Below are 16,804 nucleotides of genomic sequence, written 5' to 3'. Positions count from 1 at the left end.
TTCCGGGGAGAGACGGTGGACAAGCCGAAGGTCGTTCTGGGGGTCAGCGGCGGCATCGCCGCGTACAAGGCGTGCGAGCTGCTGCGCCGGTTCACCGAGTCCGGGCACGAGGTGCGCGTCGTCCCCACCGCCTCGGCGCTCCACTTCGTCGGCGCCGCCACCTGGTCCGCGCTGTCCGGCAACGCCGTCGCCACCGAGGTCTGGGACGACGTCCACGAGGTGCCGCACGTACGCATCGGCCAGCACGCCGACCTGGTGGTCGTCGCCCCGGCCACGGCCGACCTGCTGGCCAGGGCAGCCCACGGCCTCGCCGACGACCTGCTGACCAACACCCTGCTCACCGCGCGCTGCCCGGTGGTCTTCGCCCCCGCCATGCACACCGAGATGTGGGAGCACCCCGCCACCCGGGAGAACGTGGCGACGCTGCGCCGCCGCGGCGCCGTGGTCGTCGAGCCCGCCGTCGGCCGGCTCACCGGCGTCGACACCGGCAAGGGCCGGCTGCCCGACCCGGCGGAGATCTTCGAGGTCTGCCGCCGGGTCCTCGCCCGCGGCGCCGCCGCCCCCGACCTCGCCGGACGGCATGTCGTCGTCAGCGCGGGCGGCACCCGCGAGCCCCTGGACCCGGTCCGCTTCCTCGGCAACCGCTCCTCCGGCAAGCAGGGCTACGCGCTGGCGCGCACCGCCGCCGCCCGGGGCGCCCGGGTCACCCTGGTCTCGGCCAACGCCGAGCTGCCGGACCCGGCCGGGGTGGACCTCGTCCGGGTCGGGACGGCCGTGCAGCTGCGCGAGGCGGTGCTGAAGGCCGCCGCGGACGCGGACGCCGTGGTGATGGCCGCCGCCGTCGCCGACTTCCGGCCCGCCGTCTACGCGACCGGGAAGATCAAGAAGAAGGACGGCCAGGAGCCGGAACCGGTCGCCCTGGTGCGCAATCCGGACGTCCTGGCGGAGATGTCGGCCGACCGGGCGCGGCCCGGACAGGTGATCGTCGGCTTCGCCGCGGAGACCGACGACGTCCTCGCCAACGGCCGCAGGAAGCTCGCGCGCAAGGGCTGCGACCTCCTCGTGGTGAACGAGGTGGGGGAGCGCAGGACCTTCGGCTCCGAGGAGAACGAGGCCGTGGTCCTGGCCGCCGACGGCGGTGAGACCCCGGTGCCGCACGGGCCGAAGGAGGCCCTGGCCGACACCGTGTGGGATCTCGTGGCCGCCCGGCTCGGCTGACCGCCGCGCCGCTTCGCACGTGACTCGAACACGGGACGCCGCCGCTCAGGTGCCCTGTTCAAGGGCCCCGGGCGCGGGGCAGAATGCCCGTGCCGCAGGTCACAGCACTCCCGAGTGGCGAGACAGGTGGGCCGGCGGCCGAGTGCGACCGATAAACTGTTTCTCGGACGGACCGGGCGCAGCCTCCGTGCCGTCCGCCCATGATCAGCCAGCAGCCGCTGCAACCCCAGGGAGCGTTGTGTCCCGTCGCCTGTTCACTTCGGAGTCCGTGACCGAGGGTCACCCCGACAAGATCGCTGACCAGATCAGCGACACCATCCTCGACGCGCTGCTGCGCGAGGACCCGTCCTCCCGCGTCGCCGTCGAGACGCTGATCACCACCGGCCTGGTGCACGTCGCCGGTGAGGTCACGACCAAGTCCTACGCGGACATCGCGACCCTCGTCCGCAGCAAGATCCTCGAGATCGGCTACGACTCCTCCAAGAAGGGCTTCGACGGCGCCTCCTGCGGCGTGTCGGTGTCCATCGGCTCGCAGTCCCCGGACATCGCACAGGGCGTCGACGCGGCCTACGAGGCCCGCGTCGAGGGCGACGACGACGAGCTGGACCGGCAGGGCGCCGGCGACCAGGGCCTGATGTTCGGCTACGCCTCCGACGAGACGCCGACGCTGATGCCGCTGCCGATCTTCCTCGCGCACCGCCTGTCCAAGCGCCTGTCCGACGTGCGCAAGAACGGCACGATCCCCTACCTGCGCCCGGACGGCAAGACCCAGGTCACCATCGAGTACGACGGCGACAAGGCGGTCCGCCTTGACACGGTCGTCGTCTCCTCGCAGCACGCCTCCGACATCGACCTGGAGTCGCTGCTCGCCCCCGACATCCGCGAGTTCGTCGTCGAGCCGGAGCTGAAGGCGCTCCTGGAGGACGGCATCAAGCTGGACACCGAGGGCTACCGCCTGCTGGTCAACCCGACCGGCCGCTTCGAGATCGGCGGCCCGATGGGCGACGCCGGGCTGACCGGCCGCAAGATCATCATCGACACCTACGGCGGCATGGCCCGCCACGGCGGCGGCGCCTTCTCCGGCAAGGACCCGTCCAAGGTGGACCGCTCGGCCGCGTACGCCATGCGCTGGGTCGCCAAGAACGTCGTGGCCGCCGGCCTGGCCGCCCGCTGCGAGGTCCAGGTCGCGTACGCGATCGGCAAGGCCGAGCCGGTCGGCCTGTTCGTCGAGACCTTCGGCACCCACAAGGTGGAGCCCGAGAAGATCGAGAAGGCGATCGAGGAGGTCTTCGACCTCCGTCCGGCCGCCATCATCCGCGACCTCGACCTGCTCCGCCCGATCTACTCCCAGACCGCCGCCTACGGCCACTTCGGCCGTGAGCTGCCCGAGTTCACCTGGGAGCGCACCGACCGCGTGGACGCGCTGCGCCAGGCCGTCGGCGTCTGACCGGTCCCCCGCACACCACCTCGGCTCCCAGGATCTGACCCGACCCGGTCACGGCCCTGGGAGCCGTCGTCGTTGTCAGTGCCGTTTGGTAGGAATGCAAGCGTGAGCAGCGAGAACGGGTCGGGGGCGGGCGGCGCCGAGGGTGCGCCGCCCGAGCAGCTTGCGCTCATCCGGGAGAGCGTGCGCAAGGCCAAGGAGCCCCGCGCCAAGCCCCGGACCTGGCGCGGCGCGGCCCTGGCCCCGCAGCTTCCGGTCGCCCGGGTGCTCGTCGACAAGGGCGTGCTCCACCTCGACCGCACCTTCGACTACGCGGTCCCCGCCGAGCTGGACGCGGACGCGCAGCCCGGGGTGCGGGTCCGGGTGCGGTTCGGGGCCGGCCGGCACCGGGTGCGCGAGGGCCGGCGCGAGGGCGGCGGCCTCATCGACGGCTTCCTCGTCGAGCGGCGCGCCGAGACCGACTACTCCGGGCCGCTGGCCGCGCTCGCCCAGGTCGTCTCGCCCGAGCCGGTGCTCGGCGAGGAACTGCTCGCGCTGGTGCGCGCCGTCGCCGACCGCTACGCGGGCAGTGTCGCCGACGTGCTCCAGCTCGCCGTGCCGCCGCGCAGCGCACGGGCCGAGCGGCGGCCGTCCCCGCAGCCGCTGCCCCCGCCCCCCGCCCCCGACGCCGGTTCCTGGACCCGGTACGAGCACGGCGCCGCCTTCATCGAGTCGCTCGCCGCGGGCGGCATCCCCCGCGCGGTGTGGAACGCGCTGCCCGGACCGCGCTGGAGCGAGGAGACGGCACGGGCCGTCGCCGCGACGCTCGCCTCCGGGCGCGGTGCGCTCGTGGTCGTCCCGGACGGCCGGATCGCCGCCCGCCTGGACACCGCGCTGACCGGCCTGCTGGGCGAGGGACGGCACGCGCTGCTCACCGCCGACGCCGGACCCGAGAAGCGCTACCGGCAGTGGCTCGCGGTGCGCCGGGGCTCCGTACGGGCCGTGGTCGGCACCCGCGCCGCCATGTTCGCCCCGGTCCGCGACCTCGGACTCGTGGCCCTGTGGGACGACGGCGACGACAGCCACAGCGAGCTGCACGCGCCGCAGCCCCACGCCCGCGAGGTGCTGCTGCTGCGCGCCGCTCAGGACCGGTGCGCCTTCCTGCTCGGCGGCTGGAGCTGCACCGTCGAGGCGGCGCAGCTCGTCGAGACCGGCTGGGCGCGACCCCTGGTGGCGGCGCGCGAGCAGGTGCGCCGGGCGGCCCCGCTCGTGCGCACGGTGGGCGACGGGGACCTCGCCCGGGACGAGGCCGCCCGTGCCGCCCGGCTGCCCTCGCTCGCCTGGCAGACGGCCCGGGAAGGACTGCGCCACGGCCCGGTCCTGGTGCAGGTGCCCCGGCGCGGGTACGCGCCGCGGATGGCCTGCGCCCAGTGCCGGGCCCCGGCCCGCTGCCGGCACTGCGCGGGCCCGCTCCAGGGCCAGGACGCGGGGGTGCTCCGCTGCGACTGGTGCGGGCAGGAGGAGTCCGCCTGGCACTGCCCGGAGTGCGGCTCCCCGCGGCTGCGCGCCCAGGTGATCGGCGCCCGGCGCACCGCGGAGGAACTGGGGCGGGCCTTCCCCGCCGTGCCGGTGCGCACCTCGGGCCGCGAGCAGGTGCTCGACACCGTGCCGGGCACGCCCGCGCTGGTGGTCAGCACACCGGGCGCCGAGCCGGTCGCCGAGGACGGGTACGCCGCCGCCCTCCTGCTGGACGGCTGGGCCATGCTGAGCCGCCCCGACCTGCGGGCGGGCGAGGACGCCCTGCGCCGCTGGATCGGCGCGGCCGCGCTGGTACGGCCGCAGGAGGCGGGCGGCACCGTGGTCGTCGTCGCCGAGCCGACCCTGCGGCCCGTGCAGGCCCTCGTCCGCTGGGATCCGGCCGGCCACGCCTTGCGGGAGCTGTCCGAGCGGGCCGAGCTGGGCTTCCCGCCGGTGTCCCGGATGGCCGCCGTCACGGGCCCGCCGGAGGCGGTCGCGGACTTCCTGCGCGGGGTCGCCCTGCCGCCGACGGCCGAGATCCTGGGCCCCGTGCCGGTACCGGCCACCCCGGCCGGACGCCCCCGGCGGCCCGGCGCGCCGCCCCCGGCGAGCACTGGGACCGGGCCCTGGTCCGGGTGCCGCCCGGCAGCGGAGCCGCGCTCGCCGCGGCCCTGAAGTCCGCGCAGGCGGCCCGGACGGCGCGCGGGAGCGAAGCGGCGGTGTGGGTGCGCATCGATCCGCCGGACATCGGCTGACGTGTACGCGGGCGCGTGCCGGACCCGGCGTGCCCGGCGTGTCCGGCGTGTCCGGCGGAGGATCCGGGGCCGGAGACAGGGGGAGGGAACGACGGCGGATCCGGGGCCGCAGGTGGGGGTGGCGTGCGGGGGAGTGGGGGTGCTCGCCGCGGCGCGGGGGCGCGGCGCAGCGTGACGGGGTGTCAGCCGTTGCGCGGGCCCGGGAAGGCCGTGGGCCTGACGTCCTCCCGCAGCGCGGGGCTGCCCGCGGTCGGCTGGGTCGGCATGGAGCGGGCGGCGGGGACCGTGGGCACGGAGGAGATGGCCGGACCCACGTTGACCGGGCGGGGTCCGGGGGTCTCCGGCGTCCGCTCGGGTTCCGCTGCCGTCGCCTGCGCCGCGGCCCGGCGCGCGCCGTAACGGCGGTGCACGGCCTGCTTGGTGACGCCGAGCGCCGAGCCCACGGCGTCCCACGAGAAACCGAGCGAGCGGTCGAAGTCGACGGCCGCCGTGACCAGGGTCTCGACGCTGTCCCGCAGCTCCTGCGCGAGGCGGACCGTCGGGGCGGGGGCGCGCCCGTAGACGACGAAGCCCGTGGAGGGGCCGGTGCGGCGCGGGCGGTAGACGTTGCCCAGCTGGGCGGTGAGCGTGCGCAGCGCGTCCACCTGCCGGCGGACCCGCTCGATGTCCCGCACCAGCAAGTGCAGGCTGGCACGGGCCTGGGCGTCGTGGGTTGCGTGGTCGGCCATGAACAAGCCTCTCGAACCGGCGTTGAAAGGAACGGGCCGTACGAGCGGCCCCTTTTGGTCAACTCTCACTTGACCAACGCGTTTTCGGCCCGCTGGTCACGCTCTGGGGGCGTAAGAGCATGTGCGTACGCCCCCTGCGCGGCGGGCGTGCGCTGCGGGACGGGGTGTGCGCCGCCGCGCGAACAGGCGGGCGCCGCCGGGGCGGGGGACCGTGCGCGGCCGGAGGCGGCGGCGCACGGTCCCGGGGCTTCCCCGCCGTGGCCGTGGCCGTGGTCGTCCGTGGTCATAGACTTGTGGGCCGCGCATCCCATCCCGACCGAGAGGCCCGCACCCGCTCATGAAGCTCGTCTTCGCCGGTACCCCCGAGGTCGCCGTTCCCGCCCTGGACGCCCTGATCGCCTCCGGGCGGCACGAGGTCGCGGCCGTCGTCACCCGCCCCGACGCCCCGGCAGGCCGGGGCCGCAGGCTGGTCGCGAGCCCCGTCGCCGACCGCGCGGAGGAGGCCGGGATCGAGGTGCTCAAGCCCGCGAGGCCGCGTGACCCCGACTTCCAGCAGCGGCTGCGGGAGATCGCCCCGGACTGCTGCCCGGTCGTCGCCTACGGTGCCCTGCTGCCCCCGAGCGCCCTGGAGATCCCCGCGCACGGCTGGGTCAACCTGCACTTCTCCCTGCTGCCCGCCTGGCGCGGCGCCGCGCCCGTGCAGCACAGCCTCATGGCGGGCGACGAGATCACCGGCGCCTCCACGTTCCTCATCGAGGAGGGCCTGGACTCCGGCCCGGTCTACGGCACCGTCACCGAGCTGATCCGGCCCACCGACACCAGCGGTGACCTGCTCACCCGGCTCGCGTTCGCCGGTGCGGGGCTGCTCGCCGCGACCATGGACGGCATCGAGGACGGCAGCCTGAAGGCCGTGCCGCAGCCGGCCGAGGGCGTCACCCTGGCGCCGAAGATCACCGTCGAGGACGCCCGGGTCGACTGGAGCGCGCCCGCGCTGCGCGTCGACCGGGTCGTGCGCGGGTGCACGCCGGCGCCCGGCGCCTGGACGACGTTCCGCGGCGAACGCCTCAAGCTGATCCAGGTCGCCCCCGTGCCCCAGCGCACCGACCTCGCCCCGGGGGCGCTCGCCGTCGGCAAGAACGACGTCCGCGTCGGCACCGGGTCGTACGCCGTCGAGCTGCTGTGGGTCCAGGCCCAGGGCAAGAAGCCCATGCGGGCGGCGGACTGGGCGCGCGGCGCGCGCATCGCCGAGGGCGAGACCCTCGGCGGCTGACCGGCTGACCGGCTGACCGCCCGGCGGGCCCGGCCGGACTACGAGCCGGCCACCCCTCGGCCCGGCCATCCGGAGGGTCGGCCATCCGGCAGTTCGACCTCCGTCCGCCCGGTCGGGCTGGGGGTGCGGGGCGCTGTGAGGGACGGGGACGGCGGCGGACCGGGGGCGGCGTGTGCGCGGCCGGTCGGCCGTAGTCCTGGCGCGGCGAGCGCAGCGGGGGAGACAGACACGGGGTACGAGGGCTCGGGGGCCGCACGGGACCCGTGGGCCGGAGCGGGCCCAGGTGCCGGGTCGGGTCGGAGCGGACCCGGCGCACGGGCCGTGGGCCGGGCGGACAGCGCATCCGGGCCACGCGCACCGGCGGGCCGCCCGGCGGTCCCGGCCGGACGGGGCGTGCGGGGCGCTGTGAGGGGCGAGGACGGCGGCGGACCGGGGGCGGCGTGCGCGCGGCCGGTCGTCCGTAGTCCTGGCGCGGCGGGGGAGGCAGACGGGGGGCAAGGGCCCGGAGGCCGGAGCGGCATCGGGAGTCGGAGCGAACCCGGGGGTTGGAGCGGCACCGGAACCCGGTGTGGGCCCGGGGGTTGGAGGGGGGCCCGAGGGCTGGAGGGGCGCCGGAACCCGGAGCGGACCCGGGTGCCGGAACGGCACCGGACCCCGGAGCGGCCCCGAAGGCCGGGGCGGCCCCGGAGCCCGAAGTGGAGCCAGCGATGGAGCGGTCCCGGAACCCGGAACGGACCCGAGGGCCAGGACGGCCCAGGGGAACCAGGGGCCGGGTCCGCACCGTAAGCCGAAGCGGACCCGGAAGCCGAAGCAGACCCAGGTGCCGGCGGAGGACCCAGAGGTCGGCGGAGGACCCAGGAGCCGGAGTCGGTCCAGGGGCCGGAGCGGCACCGGCGTACGGGCCGTAGGCTGGGCGGACAGCGCATCCGGGCCACACGCACCGGCGGCCCGGGTCCCAGCCGGGGCGTCCGTGTGACGGCGGCCCCAGACATCCGGAGCACCTTTTCGTGAGCGACACCCCCCGTCGGCCCCGCAAGCCCGCCAAGCCCTACCGCCGGCCCCAGAAGGACCCCGTCCGCATCCTCGCCTTCGACGCGCTGCGCGCCGTGGACGAACGGGACGCGTACGCCAACCTCGTCCTGCCGCCGCTGCTGCGCAAGGCGCGCGAGAAGGGCGACTTCGACGGGCGGGACGCCGCGCTCGCCACCGAGCTGGTCTACGGCACGCTGCGCCGCCAGGGCACGTACGACGCGATCCTCGCCGCCTGCGTGGACCGGCCGCTGCGGGAGGTCGACCCGCCCGTCCTGGACGTGCTCAGCCTCGGCGCCCACCAGTTGCTCGGCACCCGTATCCCGAGCCACGCCGCCGTGTCCGCCACCGTCGAGCTGGCCCGGGTCGTGCTCGGCGACGGCCGGGCCAAGTTCGTCAACGCGGTCCTGCGCAAGGTCGCCCGCACCGACCTCGACGGCTGGCTGGAGACGGTCGCCCCGCCCTACGACGAGGACCCCGAGGACCACCTCGCCGTCGTCCACTCCCACCCGCGCTGGGTCGTCTCCGCCCTGTGGGACTCGCTCGGCGGCGGACGCGCCGGCATCGAGGACCTGCTGGACGCCGACAACGAGCGGCCCGAGGTCACCCTGGTCGCCCGGCCCGGCCGGGCCACCACCGATGAACTCCTGCACGAGGAGGCGGCGCTGCCCGGCCGCTGGTCCCCGTACGCCGTGCGGCTCACCGAGGGCGGCGAGCCCGGCGCGGTGGACGCCGTGCGCGAGGGCCGGGCGGGCGTCCAGGACGAGGGCAGCCAGCTCGTCGCCCTGGCCCTGGCGAACGCGCCGCTCGACGGACCGGACCGCGCCTGGCTGGACGGCTGCGCCGGACCCGGCGGCAAGGCGGCCCTGCTCGCCGCGCTGGCCGCCGGGCGCGGCGCGGTGCTGCTCGCCTCGGAGAAGCAGCCGCACCGGGCCGGCCTGGTCGCCAAGGCACTCGCCGGGAACCCGGGCCCGTACCAGGTCATCGCCGCCGACGGGACGCGTCCCGCCTGGCGGCCGGGCAGCTTCGACCGGGTCCTCGTCGACGTGCCGTGCACCGGCCTGGGCGCGCTGCGCCGCCGTCCCGAGGCGCGGTGGCGGCGCCGCCCCGAGGACCTGGAGGGCTTCGCCCCGCTCCAGCGCGGGCTGCTGCGCACGGCGCTGGAGTCGGTCCGGGCGGGCGGTGTCGTCGGCTACGCCACCTGCTCGCCCCACCTCGCCGAGACCAGGGCGGTCGTCTCCGACGTGCTCAAGCAGTTCCCGGAGACCGAACTGATCGACGCCCGGCCGCTGCTCCCCGGCGTCCCCGCGCTCGGCGAGGGCCCGGACATCCAGCTCTGGCCGCACCTGCACGGCACCGACGCGATGTACCTGGCCCTGATCCGCCGGACCGGCTGAGCCCCGGCGGCCTGGGCCGGGGCGCGGCCCCCGGGTACCGCCGTTACGGCCCGGCGCCGCGGCATGGCAGGCTTGGGGCATGGCCGTGCAGATCAACCCCAGCATCCTGTCCGCGGACTTCGCCCGCCTCGCCGAGGAGGCGAAGGCGGTCGAGGGCGCCGACTGGCTCCACGTCGACGTGATGGACAACCATTTCGTCCCCAATCTCACGCTCGGCGTGCCGGTCGTGGAGTCCCTGGCGCGCGCGGCGGACACCCCGCTGGACTGCCATCTGATGATCGAGGACCCGGACCGCTGGGCGCCGCAGTACGTGGAGGCGGGGGCCTCCTCGGTCACCTTCCATGTGGAGGCCGCCGCCGCGCCCGTGCGGCTGGCCCGGGAGATCCGGGCCAAGGGGGCGCGGGCCTCGATGGCGCTCAAGCCCGCCACCCCGATCGAGCCGTACGAGGACCTGCTGCCCGAGCTGGACATGCTCCTGATCATGACGGTGGAGCCCGGCTTCGGCGGACAGGCGTTCCTCGACATCATGCTGCCGAAGATCCGCCGCACCAGGGAGCTGATCGGCCGGCACGGCCTCCAGCTGTGGCTCCAGGTGGACGGCGGGGTGTCGGCCTCGACGATCGAGCGGTGCGCGGACGCCGGCGCCGACGTCTTCGTCGCCGGTTCGGCCGTCTACGGCGCCGAGGACCCGGCCGAGGCGGTCCGTGCCCTGCGCACCCAGGCGGAGAAAGCGACCGCTCAGGCGTCCTGGGTGTGCAACCACTGAGCATCAGGTACGTGAACGGCTCTCATCAGGGCTGATCGACAGCGCCGAATCTGCAAGGATGAACGGCGAATGCACGTGTGAACAGCAGTCGTGTGAACAGCAGTGAGGAGAACGCCGTGTCGGGTATGTCGGCGGGCCGGTCAGCAGTGCGGATGGGACCCGCTGAGCTGGTGCAGGCGGCGGCCATGGCCCGCCGCTTCTACCTCGAGGGCAAGTCCAAGATCCAGATCGCCGAGGAGTTCGGCGTCAGCCGCTTCAAGGTGGCCCGGGTCCTGGAGACCGCCCTCGAACGGGATCTGGTGCGCATCGAGATCCGCGTCCCCGCCGAGCTGGACGCCGAGCGCTCCGACGCGCTCCGCGCCCGCTACGGCCTCAGGCACGCCGTCGTGGTCGAGTCCCCGGCCGAGGCCGAGGAGACCCCGGACCCGGAGAACCTGGGCGAGGTCGCCGCCGACCTGCTCGGCGAACTGGTCGACGAGGGCGATGTGCTGGGCCTGGCCTGGGGCCGCTCCACCATCCACATGGCGGCGGCGCTGGACCGGCTGCCCCCGTGCACCGTGGTCCAGCTGACCGGTGTGTACGACGCGGGGACCTCCGAGCGCGGCTCGGTGGAGGCGGTGCGCCGCGCGGCCCAGGTCTCCGGCGGCGACGCCCACCCCATCTACGCGCCGATGCTGCTGCCGGACGAGGCCACCGCCGCCGCGCTGCGCAACCAGACCGGCATCGCCCGTGCCTTCGAGTACTTCGACAAGGTCACGGTCGCCTGTGTGTCCATCGGCTCCTGGGAGCCGGGCATCTCCACGGTGCACGACATGCTCAGCGACGAGGAGCGCGCCCACTACGCCTCGCTCGGCGTCGCCGCCGAGATGGCCGCGCACCTCTTCGACTCCGAGGGCCGCCGGATCGGCCGGGACCTGGGGGAGCGCTGCATCACGGTCACGGCCGACCAGCTCCGCCGGATCCCCGAGGTGGTCGCCATCGCGGGCGGCCAGCGCAAGGCGGCGGCGATCGACGCGGTGCTCCGCTCCGGCCTGGTCACCAGCCTGGTCACGGACACCTCGGCCGCCGACCACCTGCTGGCGGCCGGACCGGCTCCCAAGTCGGCCCTGAACCGCTCGGACCCGGACGGCGTCTGAGCGCACGGCCCCCTCGGGGGGCCTGGAGCAGGCCGCCGGAGGACGGCCGTGGGAGCATCGTCGGCATGCTGCTGCGGTCCGTCCCCCGCCTGTTCGCGGGGCTCCTCGTCTGTCTCTCCGTCCTGCTGGCCGGGTGTTCCACCGCTCAGGGCCCGGCCTCGCCGGCGTCCTCGCGGTCCGCCTCCCACGGCCACGGCAACCCCTCCGCCGGATCCGGCACGGCCACCCCCTCCTGGGCCCGCGGCACGGCCACCGTCCGCGTGTCCCGGCTGCCGTCCGAGGCCCGGCAGACCCTGGCCCTGATCGACAAGGGCGGCCCGTTCCCGTACACACAGGACGGTGTGGTCTTCGGCAACCTCGAGCACCGGCTGCCCCGGCACCAGCGGGGCTACTACCACGAGTACACGGTCAAGACCCCGGGCGCGCGCACCCGGGGCGCCCGCCGTCTGATCACCGGGCAGCACGCCGAGCTGTACTACACCGACGACCACTACGACACCTTCCGGGCGGTACTGCGATGAGTGAAGACCCGACCGGGCGGCTGGTGGTCGCCCTTGACCTCGACGGCATCACGGACAAGGCGGGCCTGATGGACCGCGCCGCCCGCGCCCTCGCGCTGCCCGACTGGTTCGGCCGCAACTGGGACGCGCTGGCCGATTCCCTGGGCGATCCCTCCGTATGGCCGAAAGACGCCGCCGGGCGCGGGCTGCTGCTGGTCGTCGTGGGGTGGCGCTCCTACGCCGAGGCCCGTCCCGAGGAGTGGCGCACCGCGCGGGAGGTGTTCGCGCAGGCGTCGGAGCGCACCCCCGCGCTCACCGTCGCCCTCGCCCTTGGAGGTTCCTCCTAACCCCCCGCTGACCAGCCTGGATGTTGTGACAGGGCATGACGGGCCATACGGCATGGGACAATGAAGTACGTGCTCTTTCCCCCTGGCTGACCTGTCCGGGGGCCACCTCTGATCGACTGGGATGTGCAGCACGTGCGTTTCCTCAACGACATCCAGCCCGCGTACGACCTGACGTACGACGACGTCTTCATGGTGCCGAGCCGCAGCGCGGTCGGCTCGCGTCAGGGCGTGGACCTCAGCTCCCCGGACGGCACGGGCACCACCATCCCGCTCGTCGTCGCCAACATGACCGCGATCGCCGGCCGCCGCATGGCCGAGACCGTGGCCCGGCGCGGCGGTCTGGTGGTCATCCCGCAGGACATCCCGATCGAGGTCGTCACCGAGGTGACCTCCTGGGTCAAGGGCCGCCACCACGTCCTGGACACCCCCATCGTGCTGGCCCCGCACCAGACGGTCGCCGACGCCCTGGCCCTGCTGCCCAAGCGCGCGCACAACGCCGGTGTGGTCGTCGACGAGGACCAACGGCCCGTCGGGGTGGTCACCGACCGGGATCTCACCGGGGTGGACCGCTTCACCCAGCTCGAAGTGGTGATGAGCAAGGACCTGCTCCTGCTGGACGCGGACATCGACCCGCGCGAGGCGTTCAACCGGCTCGACGCCGCCAACCGCCGCTACGCGCCCGCCGTCGACCGGGACGGCCGCCTGGCGGGCATCCTGACCCGCAAGGGCGCCCTGCGGGCCACGCTGTACACCCCGGCCGTGGACGCGCAGGGCAGGCTCCGGGTCGCCGCCGCCGTCGGTATCAACGGCGATGTGGCGGGCAAGGCCAAGCAGCTCCTCGACGCGGGCGTCGACACGCTCGTCATCGACACCGCGCACGGCCACCAGGAGTCGATGATCAGCGCGGTCCAGGTGGTCCGCGCCCTCGACCCGCGGGTGCCGATCGTGGCCGGGAACATCGTCTCCGCCGAGGGCGTCAAGGACCTGATCGACGCGGGCGCGGACATCATCAAGGTCGGGGTGGGCCCGGGTGCCATGTGCACCACCCGCATGATGACCGGTGTGGGTCGCCCGCAGTTCTCCGCCGTGCTGGAGTGCGCGGCCGAGGCGAGGAAGTACGGCAAGCACGTGTGGGCCGACGGTGGTGTCCGCCACCCCCGCGACGTCGCCATGGCACTGGCCGCCGGCGCGTCCAACGTGATGGTCGGCTCCTGGTTCGCGGGCACCTACGAGTCGCCCGGCGACCTCCAGCAGGACGCCAACGGCCGCCTCTACAAGGAGTCCTTCGGCATGGCCTCCGCGCGCGCGGTGCGCAACCGCACCTCGGAGGAGTCGGCGTACGACCGGGCCCGCAAGGCGCTGTTCGAGGAGGGCATCTCCACCTCCCGGATGTTCCTCGACCCGGACCGCCCGGGTGTCGAGGACCTGATCGACTCGATCATCGCGGGCGTCCGCTCCTCCTGCACCTACGCCGGTGCGGGCTCCCTGGAGGAGTTCGCGGAGAAGGCGATCGTCGGCGTCCAGAGCGCCGCGGGCTACGCCGAGGGCAAGCCGCTGCACGCCAGCTGGAGCTGACCGGCACCCGCTGAGGCGAGGCCCCCGCTCTCCCGGTGACGGGAGCGCGGGGGCCTTCCGCATGCCGGACACACCCGGTCAGTCCCACCCGTCCCGCACGCAACGGACGAAAGCACCGGCGCAACGAACACCCGCGCCGGGCCCCGGAACGCAACGATCATGCGGGGAGACGCAAGGTTGCTGCATTACGCTTGTGAAGCGCAGCCTCATAAGGTCTGCGCTGTACATGGCGTGGCAGGGACCCCGCTCGGTGGGTCCCCGCGGGACGGGGCGCCACCGGTCCCGCCCGCTCCGACACATCGCAGCGACAAGGAGCCGCGCGTGCTCGACCAAGGCGCACCCCCGGACCGCAGCACCACCGTCCCCCCGTCTCTCGGCGCCCGCCTGATGCGCCGCAAGCCGGTGGAACGCCTGGTCGCAGAGGGCGGTCAGGGTGAGGGCGGAACGCTCAGGCGGTCCCTGGGGCTGTGGCAGCTCACCATGATCAGCATCGGTGCCACCCTGGGCACCGGCATCTTCGTGGTGCTCGGCGAGGCCGTCCCCAAGGCCGGGCCCGCCGTCACGCTCTCCTTCGTGATCGCCGGTCTCACGGCGCTCTTCTCCGCCCTCTCCTACGCCGAGCTGGCCGGCACCATCCCGGTCTCCGGATCCTCGTACTCGTACGCATACGCAACGATGGGCGAGCTGATCGCCTGGATCTGCGGCTGGTGCCTGGTCCTGGAGTACGGCGTGTCGGTGGCCGCCGTCGCCGTCGGCTGGGGCGAGTACCTCAACGAGCTGCTCAAAGGCACGATCGGCGTGACCATACCCGCGGCCCTGTCGGCGCCGCCCGGCGACGGCGGGGTCTTCAACCTGCCCGCGCTGCTCGTCGTGCTGCTCGCGATGGTCTTCCTGCTCGGCGGCGCCAAGGAGTCGGCCCGCGCCAACACGGTCATGGTGTGTGTGAAGATCGCCGCGCTGATCCTGTTCTGCGCCATCGGCGTCCAGGGCTTCCGCTCCGGCAACTACTCCCACTTCATGCCGCTCGGCATGGGCGGTGTCAGCGCGGCGGGCGCGACGCTGTTCTTCTCGTACATCGGCTTCGACGCCGCCTCCACCGCCGGTGAGGAGGCCAAGAACGCGCAGCGCGACCTGCCCCGCGCGATCATGCTCTCCCTGGTCATCGTCACCGCGCTGTACGTCCTGGTCGCCGCCGTCGCGGTGGGCGCCAAGCCCTGGCGGCAGTTCAACGACTCGGAGGCCGCCCTCGCCCAGATCATGCGCGATGTCACCGGCCAGAGCTTCTGGGGGACGCTGCTGGCCTTCTGCGCGGTCATCGCCATCGCCAGCGTCGTACTGACCGTGCTCTACGGCCAGACCCGCATCCTGTTCGCCATGTCCCGCGACGGCCTGGTGCCCAAGGCGTTCTCCCGCGTCCACCCGAAGTCCGGCGCGCCCCGGGTGAACACGCTCATCGTGTCCCTGTTCTGCGGTGTGCTGGCCGCCGCCATCCCGCTGGGCCAGCTCGCGGACGCCACCAGCATCGGCACCCTCTTCGCCTTCGCCCTGGTCAACGTGGCCGTCGTGGTGCTGCGCCGGACCAGGCCCGCCATGCGCCGCACCTTCCGGGTGCCGCTGTCGCCGGTGCTGCCCGCGATCGGCTTCGTGCTGTGCGTGTGGATGATGGGCAGCCTGTCCACCGTCACCTGGGTGGTCTTCGGGATCTGGATGGCCGCCGGGCTCGTGATCTACTTCCTGTACGGCCACCGCCGTTCCCGTCTCGCGGCCGGTTCCGGCCCCGCGACGGCAGCCCAGTAGACCGGACGACCGGACCCGAGCCCGGAGAAATGACCCGCACCCCGTGCTGAACGAACTCGACGAACGCATCGTGCACGCCCTCGCCGAGGACGCCCGCCGCTCCTACGCGGACATCGGGCAGCTGATCGGACTGTCCGCGCCCGCCGTCAAACGGCGCGTGGACCGGCTGCGCGCCACCGGCGCCATCACCGGCTTCACGGTCCGCGTCGACCCGGCGGCGCTCGGCTGGCACACCGAGGGCTATGTGGAGATCCACTGCCGGCGCAACACCTCGCCGGAGACGATCCAGCGCGGCCTGGAGCGCTACCAGGAGGTCGTGTCCGCGTCCACCGTCACCGGTGACGCGGACGCGATCGCCCAGGTCTTCGCCGCCGACATGCGCCACTTCGAACGGGTCCTTGAGCGCATCGCGGGCGAGCCGTTCGTGGAGCGCACCAAGTCGGTCCTGGTCCTCTCCCCGCTGCTGCGCAGGTACTCCTCCGGCTCACCCACCTGAGCCCCTTCCTCACTCGGTGGGATACACCGGGTGCCAGGGCAGCACCGTGAAGTCGCCGGTGCCCGGCTCGACGGTCTCGAAGGGCGCCGCGCCCAGGCAGCGCGGCACCGTGAGCTTCTCGGTGTCCTCACTGATCCAGGTGTAGCCCACCCGGTCGTGCCGCCCGTCGTCGGTGACCGTGATGCCGACCCGGCGCCCCTTGAACGGGGTGTCCGAGTCGGTCACCACGCCCGTCAGCACCGCCGTCCGCCCGCCCGTCGTCAGGCAGTCGACCCGGCCCCGTGCGTAGCCGCCCCTGCCGTTCAGATAGTGGCTGAAGGCGAACGTGCCGTACGCCTTGAGCGGGTCCATGGTGTCCTTCGCCGCCAGATGCGCGTCGAAGGAGAAAGTGATGTCGTCGCCGAGCGGCCGGTACAGCTTGGCCGTGCCGGTCAGGGCCGCCGCCTCGCGCTGTGGCGGCCGGCCGCGCCCGCCGTCGGCGGCAGCGACGGCCGTACCCGTCGCGCACACCGCCAGCGCGGCCGCCGCGGCCGCCGGCACACGCATCCGTCCCCTGCCCATGGGCACCTCCCGTGATCGTTTCTGCCCGGTCCCTCCGGGTGTGCCCACCCTCCCGCCGCCCGGGGCCCCGGCGCGTCGTCCGCCGGTCGGCACCCGCCTCCGCCGCGCGGGGGAGGCGCACCGGCCGGACGTACCCCCGCGGCGGCAGCGCGGCGGCGTCCGCCGCGCAACGAATCGCCGCGGGCGCCGCCCGGGGCGCAACGGATCGCCCGCACAGACGCAACGGTCCCGTCTTGTCCCTCCGACCAGGCGAAACGTACCGTCGTTCCGGCCCCCCGACCGCGCCCC

The 16,804-nt window shown here is 74.4% G+C and carries 13 protein-coding genes and 1 pseudogene; 12 read left to right on the top strand and 2 right to left on the bottom strand.

Going from position 1 to position 16,804, the window contains the following annotated elements; translation table 11 throughout:
* Positions 1–15 precede the first annotated feature (15 nt).
* The 3 genes and pseudogenes from coaBC (at position 16) to A8713_RS05010 (ending at position 4,914) form a co-directional block, all read left to right on the top strand.
* Positions 16–1,218 (top strand): bifunctional phosphopantothenoylcysteine decarboxylase/phosphopantothenate--cysteine ligase CoaBC, encoded by a 1,203-nt coding sequence (coaBC, locus tag A8713_RS05020; protein ID WP_064531631.1) that lies wholly within the window; start codon positions 16–18, stop codon positions 1,216–1,218.
* A 238-nt stretch (positions 1,219–1,456) separates the two neighbouring features.
* Positions 1,457–2,665 carry a methionine adenosyltransferase gene (gene metK / locus A8713_RS05015; RefSeq protein WP_064531629.1) on the top strand — a complete coding sequence of 403 codons (1,209 nt, stop codon included), beginning with the start codon at positions 1,457–1,459 and terminating at the stop codon, positions 2,663–2,665.
* 102 nt (positions 2,666–2,767) lie between these two features.
* Positions 2,768–4,914, top strand: a pseudogene (locus A8713_RS05010) (primosomal protein N').
* Positions 4,915–5,096: 182 nt separating this feature from the next.
* On the opposite strand, the gene A8713_RS05005 reads toward A8713_RS05010, so the two are convergent.
* Complete coding sequence (locus A8713_RS05005) at positions 5,097–5,642, bottom strand: hypothetical protein (RefSeq protein ID WP_064537254.1); 546 nt, start codon at positions 5,640–5,642, stop codon at positions 5,097–5,099.
* A gap of 337 nt (positions 5,643–5,979) precedes the next feature.
* Here A8713_RS05005 and fmt point away from each other — a divergent pair, with 337 nt between their 5' ends.
* The 9 genes from fmt to A8713_RS04960 all read left to right on the top strand — a co-directional run bounded on the left by fmt (position 5,980) and on the right by A8713_RS04960 (position 15,955).
* Positions 5,980–6,912 (top strand): methionyl-tRNA formyltransferase, encoded by a 933-nt coding sequence (fmt, locus tag A8713_RS05000; protein ID WP_064531627.1) that lies wholly within the window; start codon positions 5,980–5,982, stop codon positions 6,910–6,912.
* A gap of 1,007 nt (positions 6,913–7,919) precedes the next feature.
* The gene (locus A8713_RS04995; RefSeq protein ID WP_064531625.1) at positions 7,920–9,338 is read left to right on the top strand and encodes an RsmB/NOP family class I SAM-dependent RNA methyltransferase; all 1,419 of its coding nucleotides are present in this window, start codon (positions 7,920–7,922) and stop codon (positions 9,336–9,338) included.
* Between the two features lie 79 nt (positions 9,339–9,417).
* The gene (rpe, locus tag A8713_RS04990; RefSeq protein ID WP_064531623.1) at positions 9,418–10,104 is read left to right on the top strand and encodes a ribulose-phosphate 3-epimerase; all 687 of its coding nucleotides are present in this window, start codon (positions 9,418–9,420) and stop codon (positions 10,102–10,104) included.
* Positions 10,105–10,196: 92 nt separating this feature from the next.
* The gene (locus A8713_RS04985; protein WP_079158841.1) at positions 10,197–11,240 is read left to right on the top strand and encodes a sugar-binding transcriptional regulator; all 1,044 of its coding nucleotides are present in this window, start codon (positions 10,197–10,199) and stop codon (positions 11,238–11,240) included.
* Positions 11,241–11,305: 65 nt separating this feature from the next.
* Positions 11,306–11,761: a ribonuclease domain-containing protein gene (locus tag A8713_RS04980; protein ID WP_064531621.1), complete on the top strand. Its 456-nt coding sequence runs from the start codon at positions 11,306–11,308 to the stop codon at positions 11,759–11,761.
* Complete coding sequence (locus tag A8713_RS04975; RefSeq protein WP_064531619.1) at positions 11,758–12,087, top strand: barstar family protein; 330 nt, start codon at positions 11,758–11,760, stop codon at positions 12,085–12,087. The genes A8713_RS04980 and A8713_RS04975 overlap by 4 nt, the downstream gene beginning before the upstream one ends.
* Before the next feature lie 123 nt (positions 12,088–12,210).
* Complete coding sequence (locus A8713_RS04970; protein ID WP_079158840.1) at positions 12,211–13,662, top strand: GuaB1 family IMP dehydrogenase-related protein; 1,452 nt, start codon at positions 12,211–12,213, stop codon at positions 13,660–13,662.
* Positions 13,663–13,983: 321 nt separating this feature from the next.
* Positions 13,984–15,459 (top strand): amino acid permease, encoded by a 1,476-nt coding sequence (locus A8713_RS04965; RefSeq protein WP_064531617.1) that lies wholly within the window; start codon positions 13,984–13,986, stop codon positions 15,457–15,459.
* 43 nt (positions 15,460–15,502) lie between these two features.
* The gene (locus A8713_RS04960; protein WP_064531615.1) at positions 15,503–15,955 is read left to right on the top strand and encodes an Lrp/AsnC family transcriptional regulator; all 453 of its coding nucleotides are present in this window, start codon (positions 15,503–15,505) and stop codon (positions 15,953–15,955) included.
* 9 nt (positions 15,956–15,964) lie between these two features.
* On the opposite strand, the gene A8713_RS04955 is transcribed toward A8713_RS04960, so the two are convergent.
* Complete coding sequence (locus A8713_RS04955; protein WP_237305306.1) at positions 15,965–16,501, bottom strand: Repetin; 537 nt, start codon at positions 16,499–16,501, stop codon at positions 15,965–15,967.
* Positions 16,502–16,804: the final 303 nt, after the last annotated feature.

Origin of the sequence: Streptomyces sp. SAT1, assembly GCF_001654495.1 — a bacterium.
Classification (GTDB): domain Bacteria; phylum Actinomycetota; class Actinomycetes; order Streptomycetales; family Streptomycetaceae; genus Streptomyces; species Streptomyces andamanensis.
This window is presented reverse-complemented; position numbering and strand designations above follow the sequence as displayed.

What these genes read in the sequence shown, in the direction of transcription:
- A8713_RS05005 (WP_064537254.1), bottom strand. Translation starts at nt 5,642, where the DNA reads ATGGCCGACCACGCAACCCACGACGCCCAGGCCCGTGCCAGCCTGCAC.
- fmt (WP_064531627.1), top strand. Translation starts at nt 5,980, where the DNA reads ATGAAGCTCGTCTTCGCCGGTACCCCCGAGGTCGCCGTTCCCGCCCTG.
- rpe (WP_064531623.1), top strand. Translation starts at nt 9,418, where the DNA reads ATGGCCGTGCAGATCAACCCCAGCATCCTGTCCGCGGACTTCGCCCGC.
- A8713_RS04980 (WP_064531621.1), top strand. Translation starts at nt 11,306, where the DNA reads ATGCTGCTGCGGTCCGTCCCCCGCCTGTTCGCGGGGCTCCTCGTCTGT.
- A8713_RS04975 (WP_064531619.1), top strand. Translation starts at nt 11,758, where the DNA reads ATGAGTGAAGACCCGACCGGGCGGCTGGTGGTCGCCCTTGACCTCGAC.
- A8713_RS04955 (WP_237305306.1), bottom strand. Translation starts at nt 16,501, where the DNA reads ATGCGTGTGCCGGCGGCCGCGGCGGCCGCGCTGGCGGTGTGCGCGACG.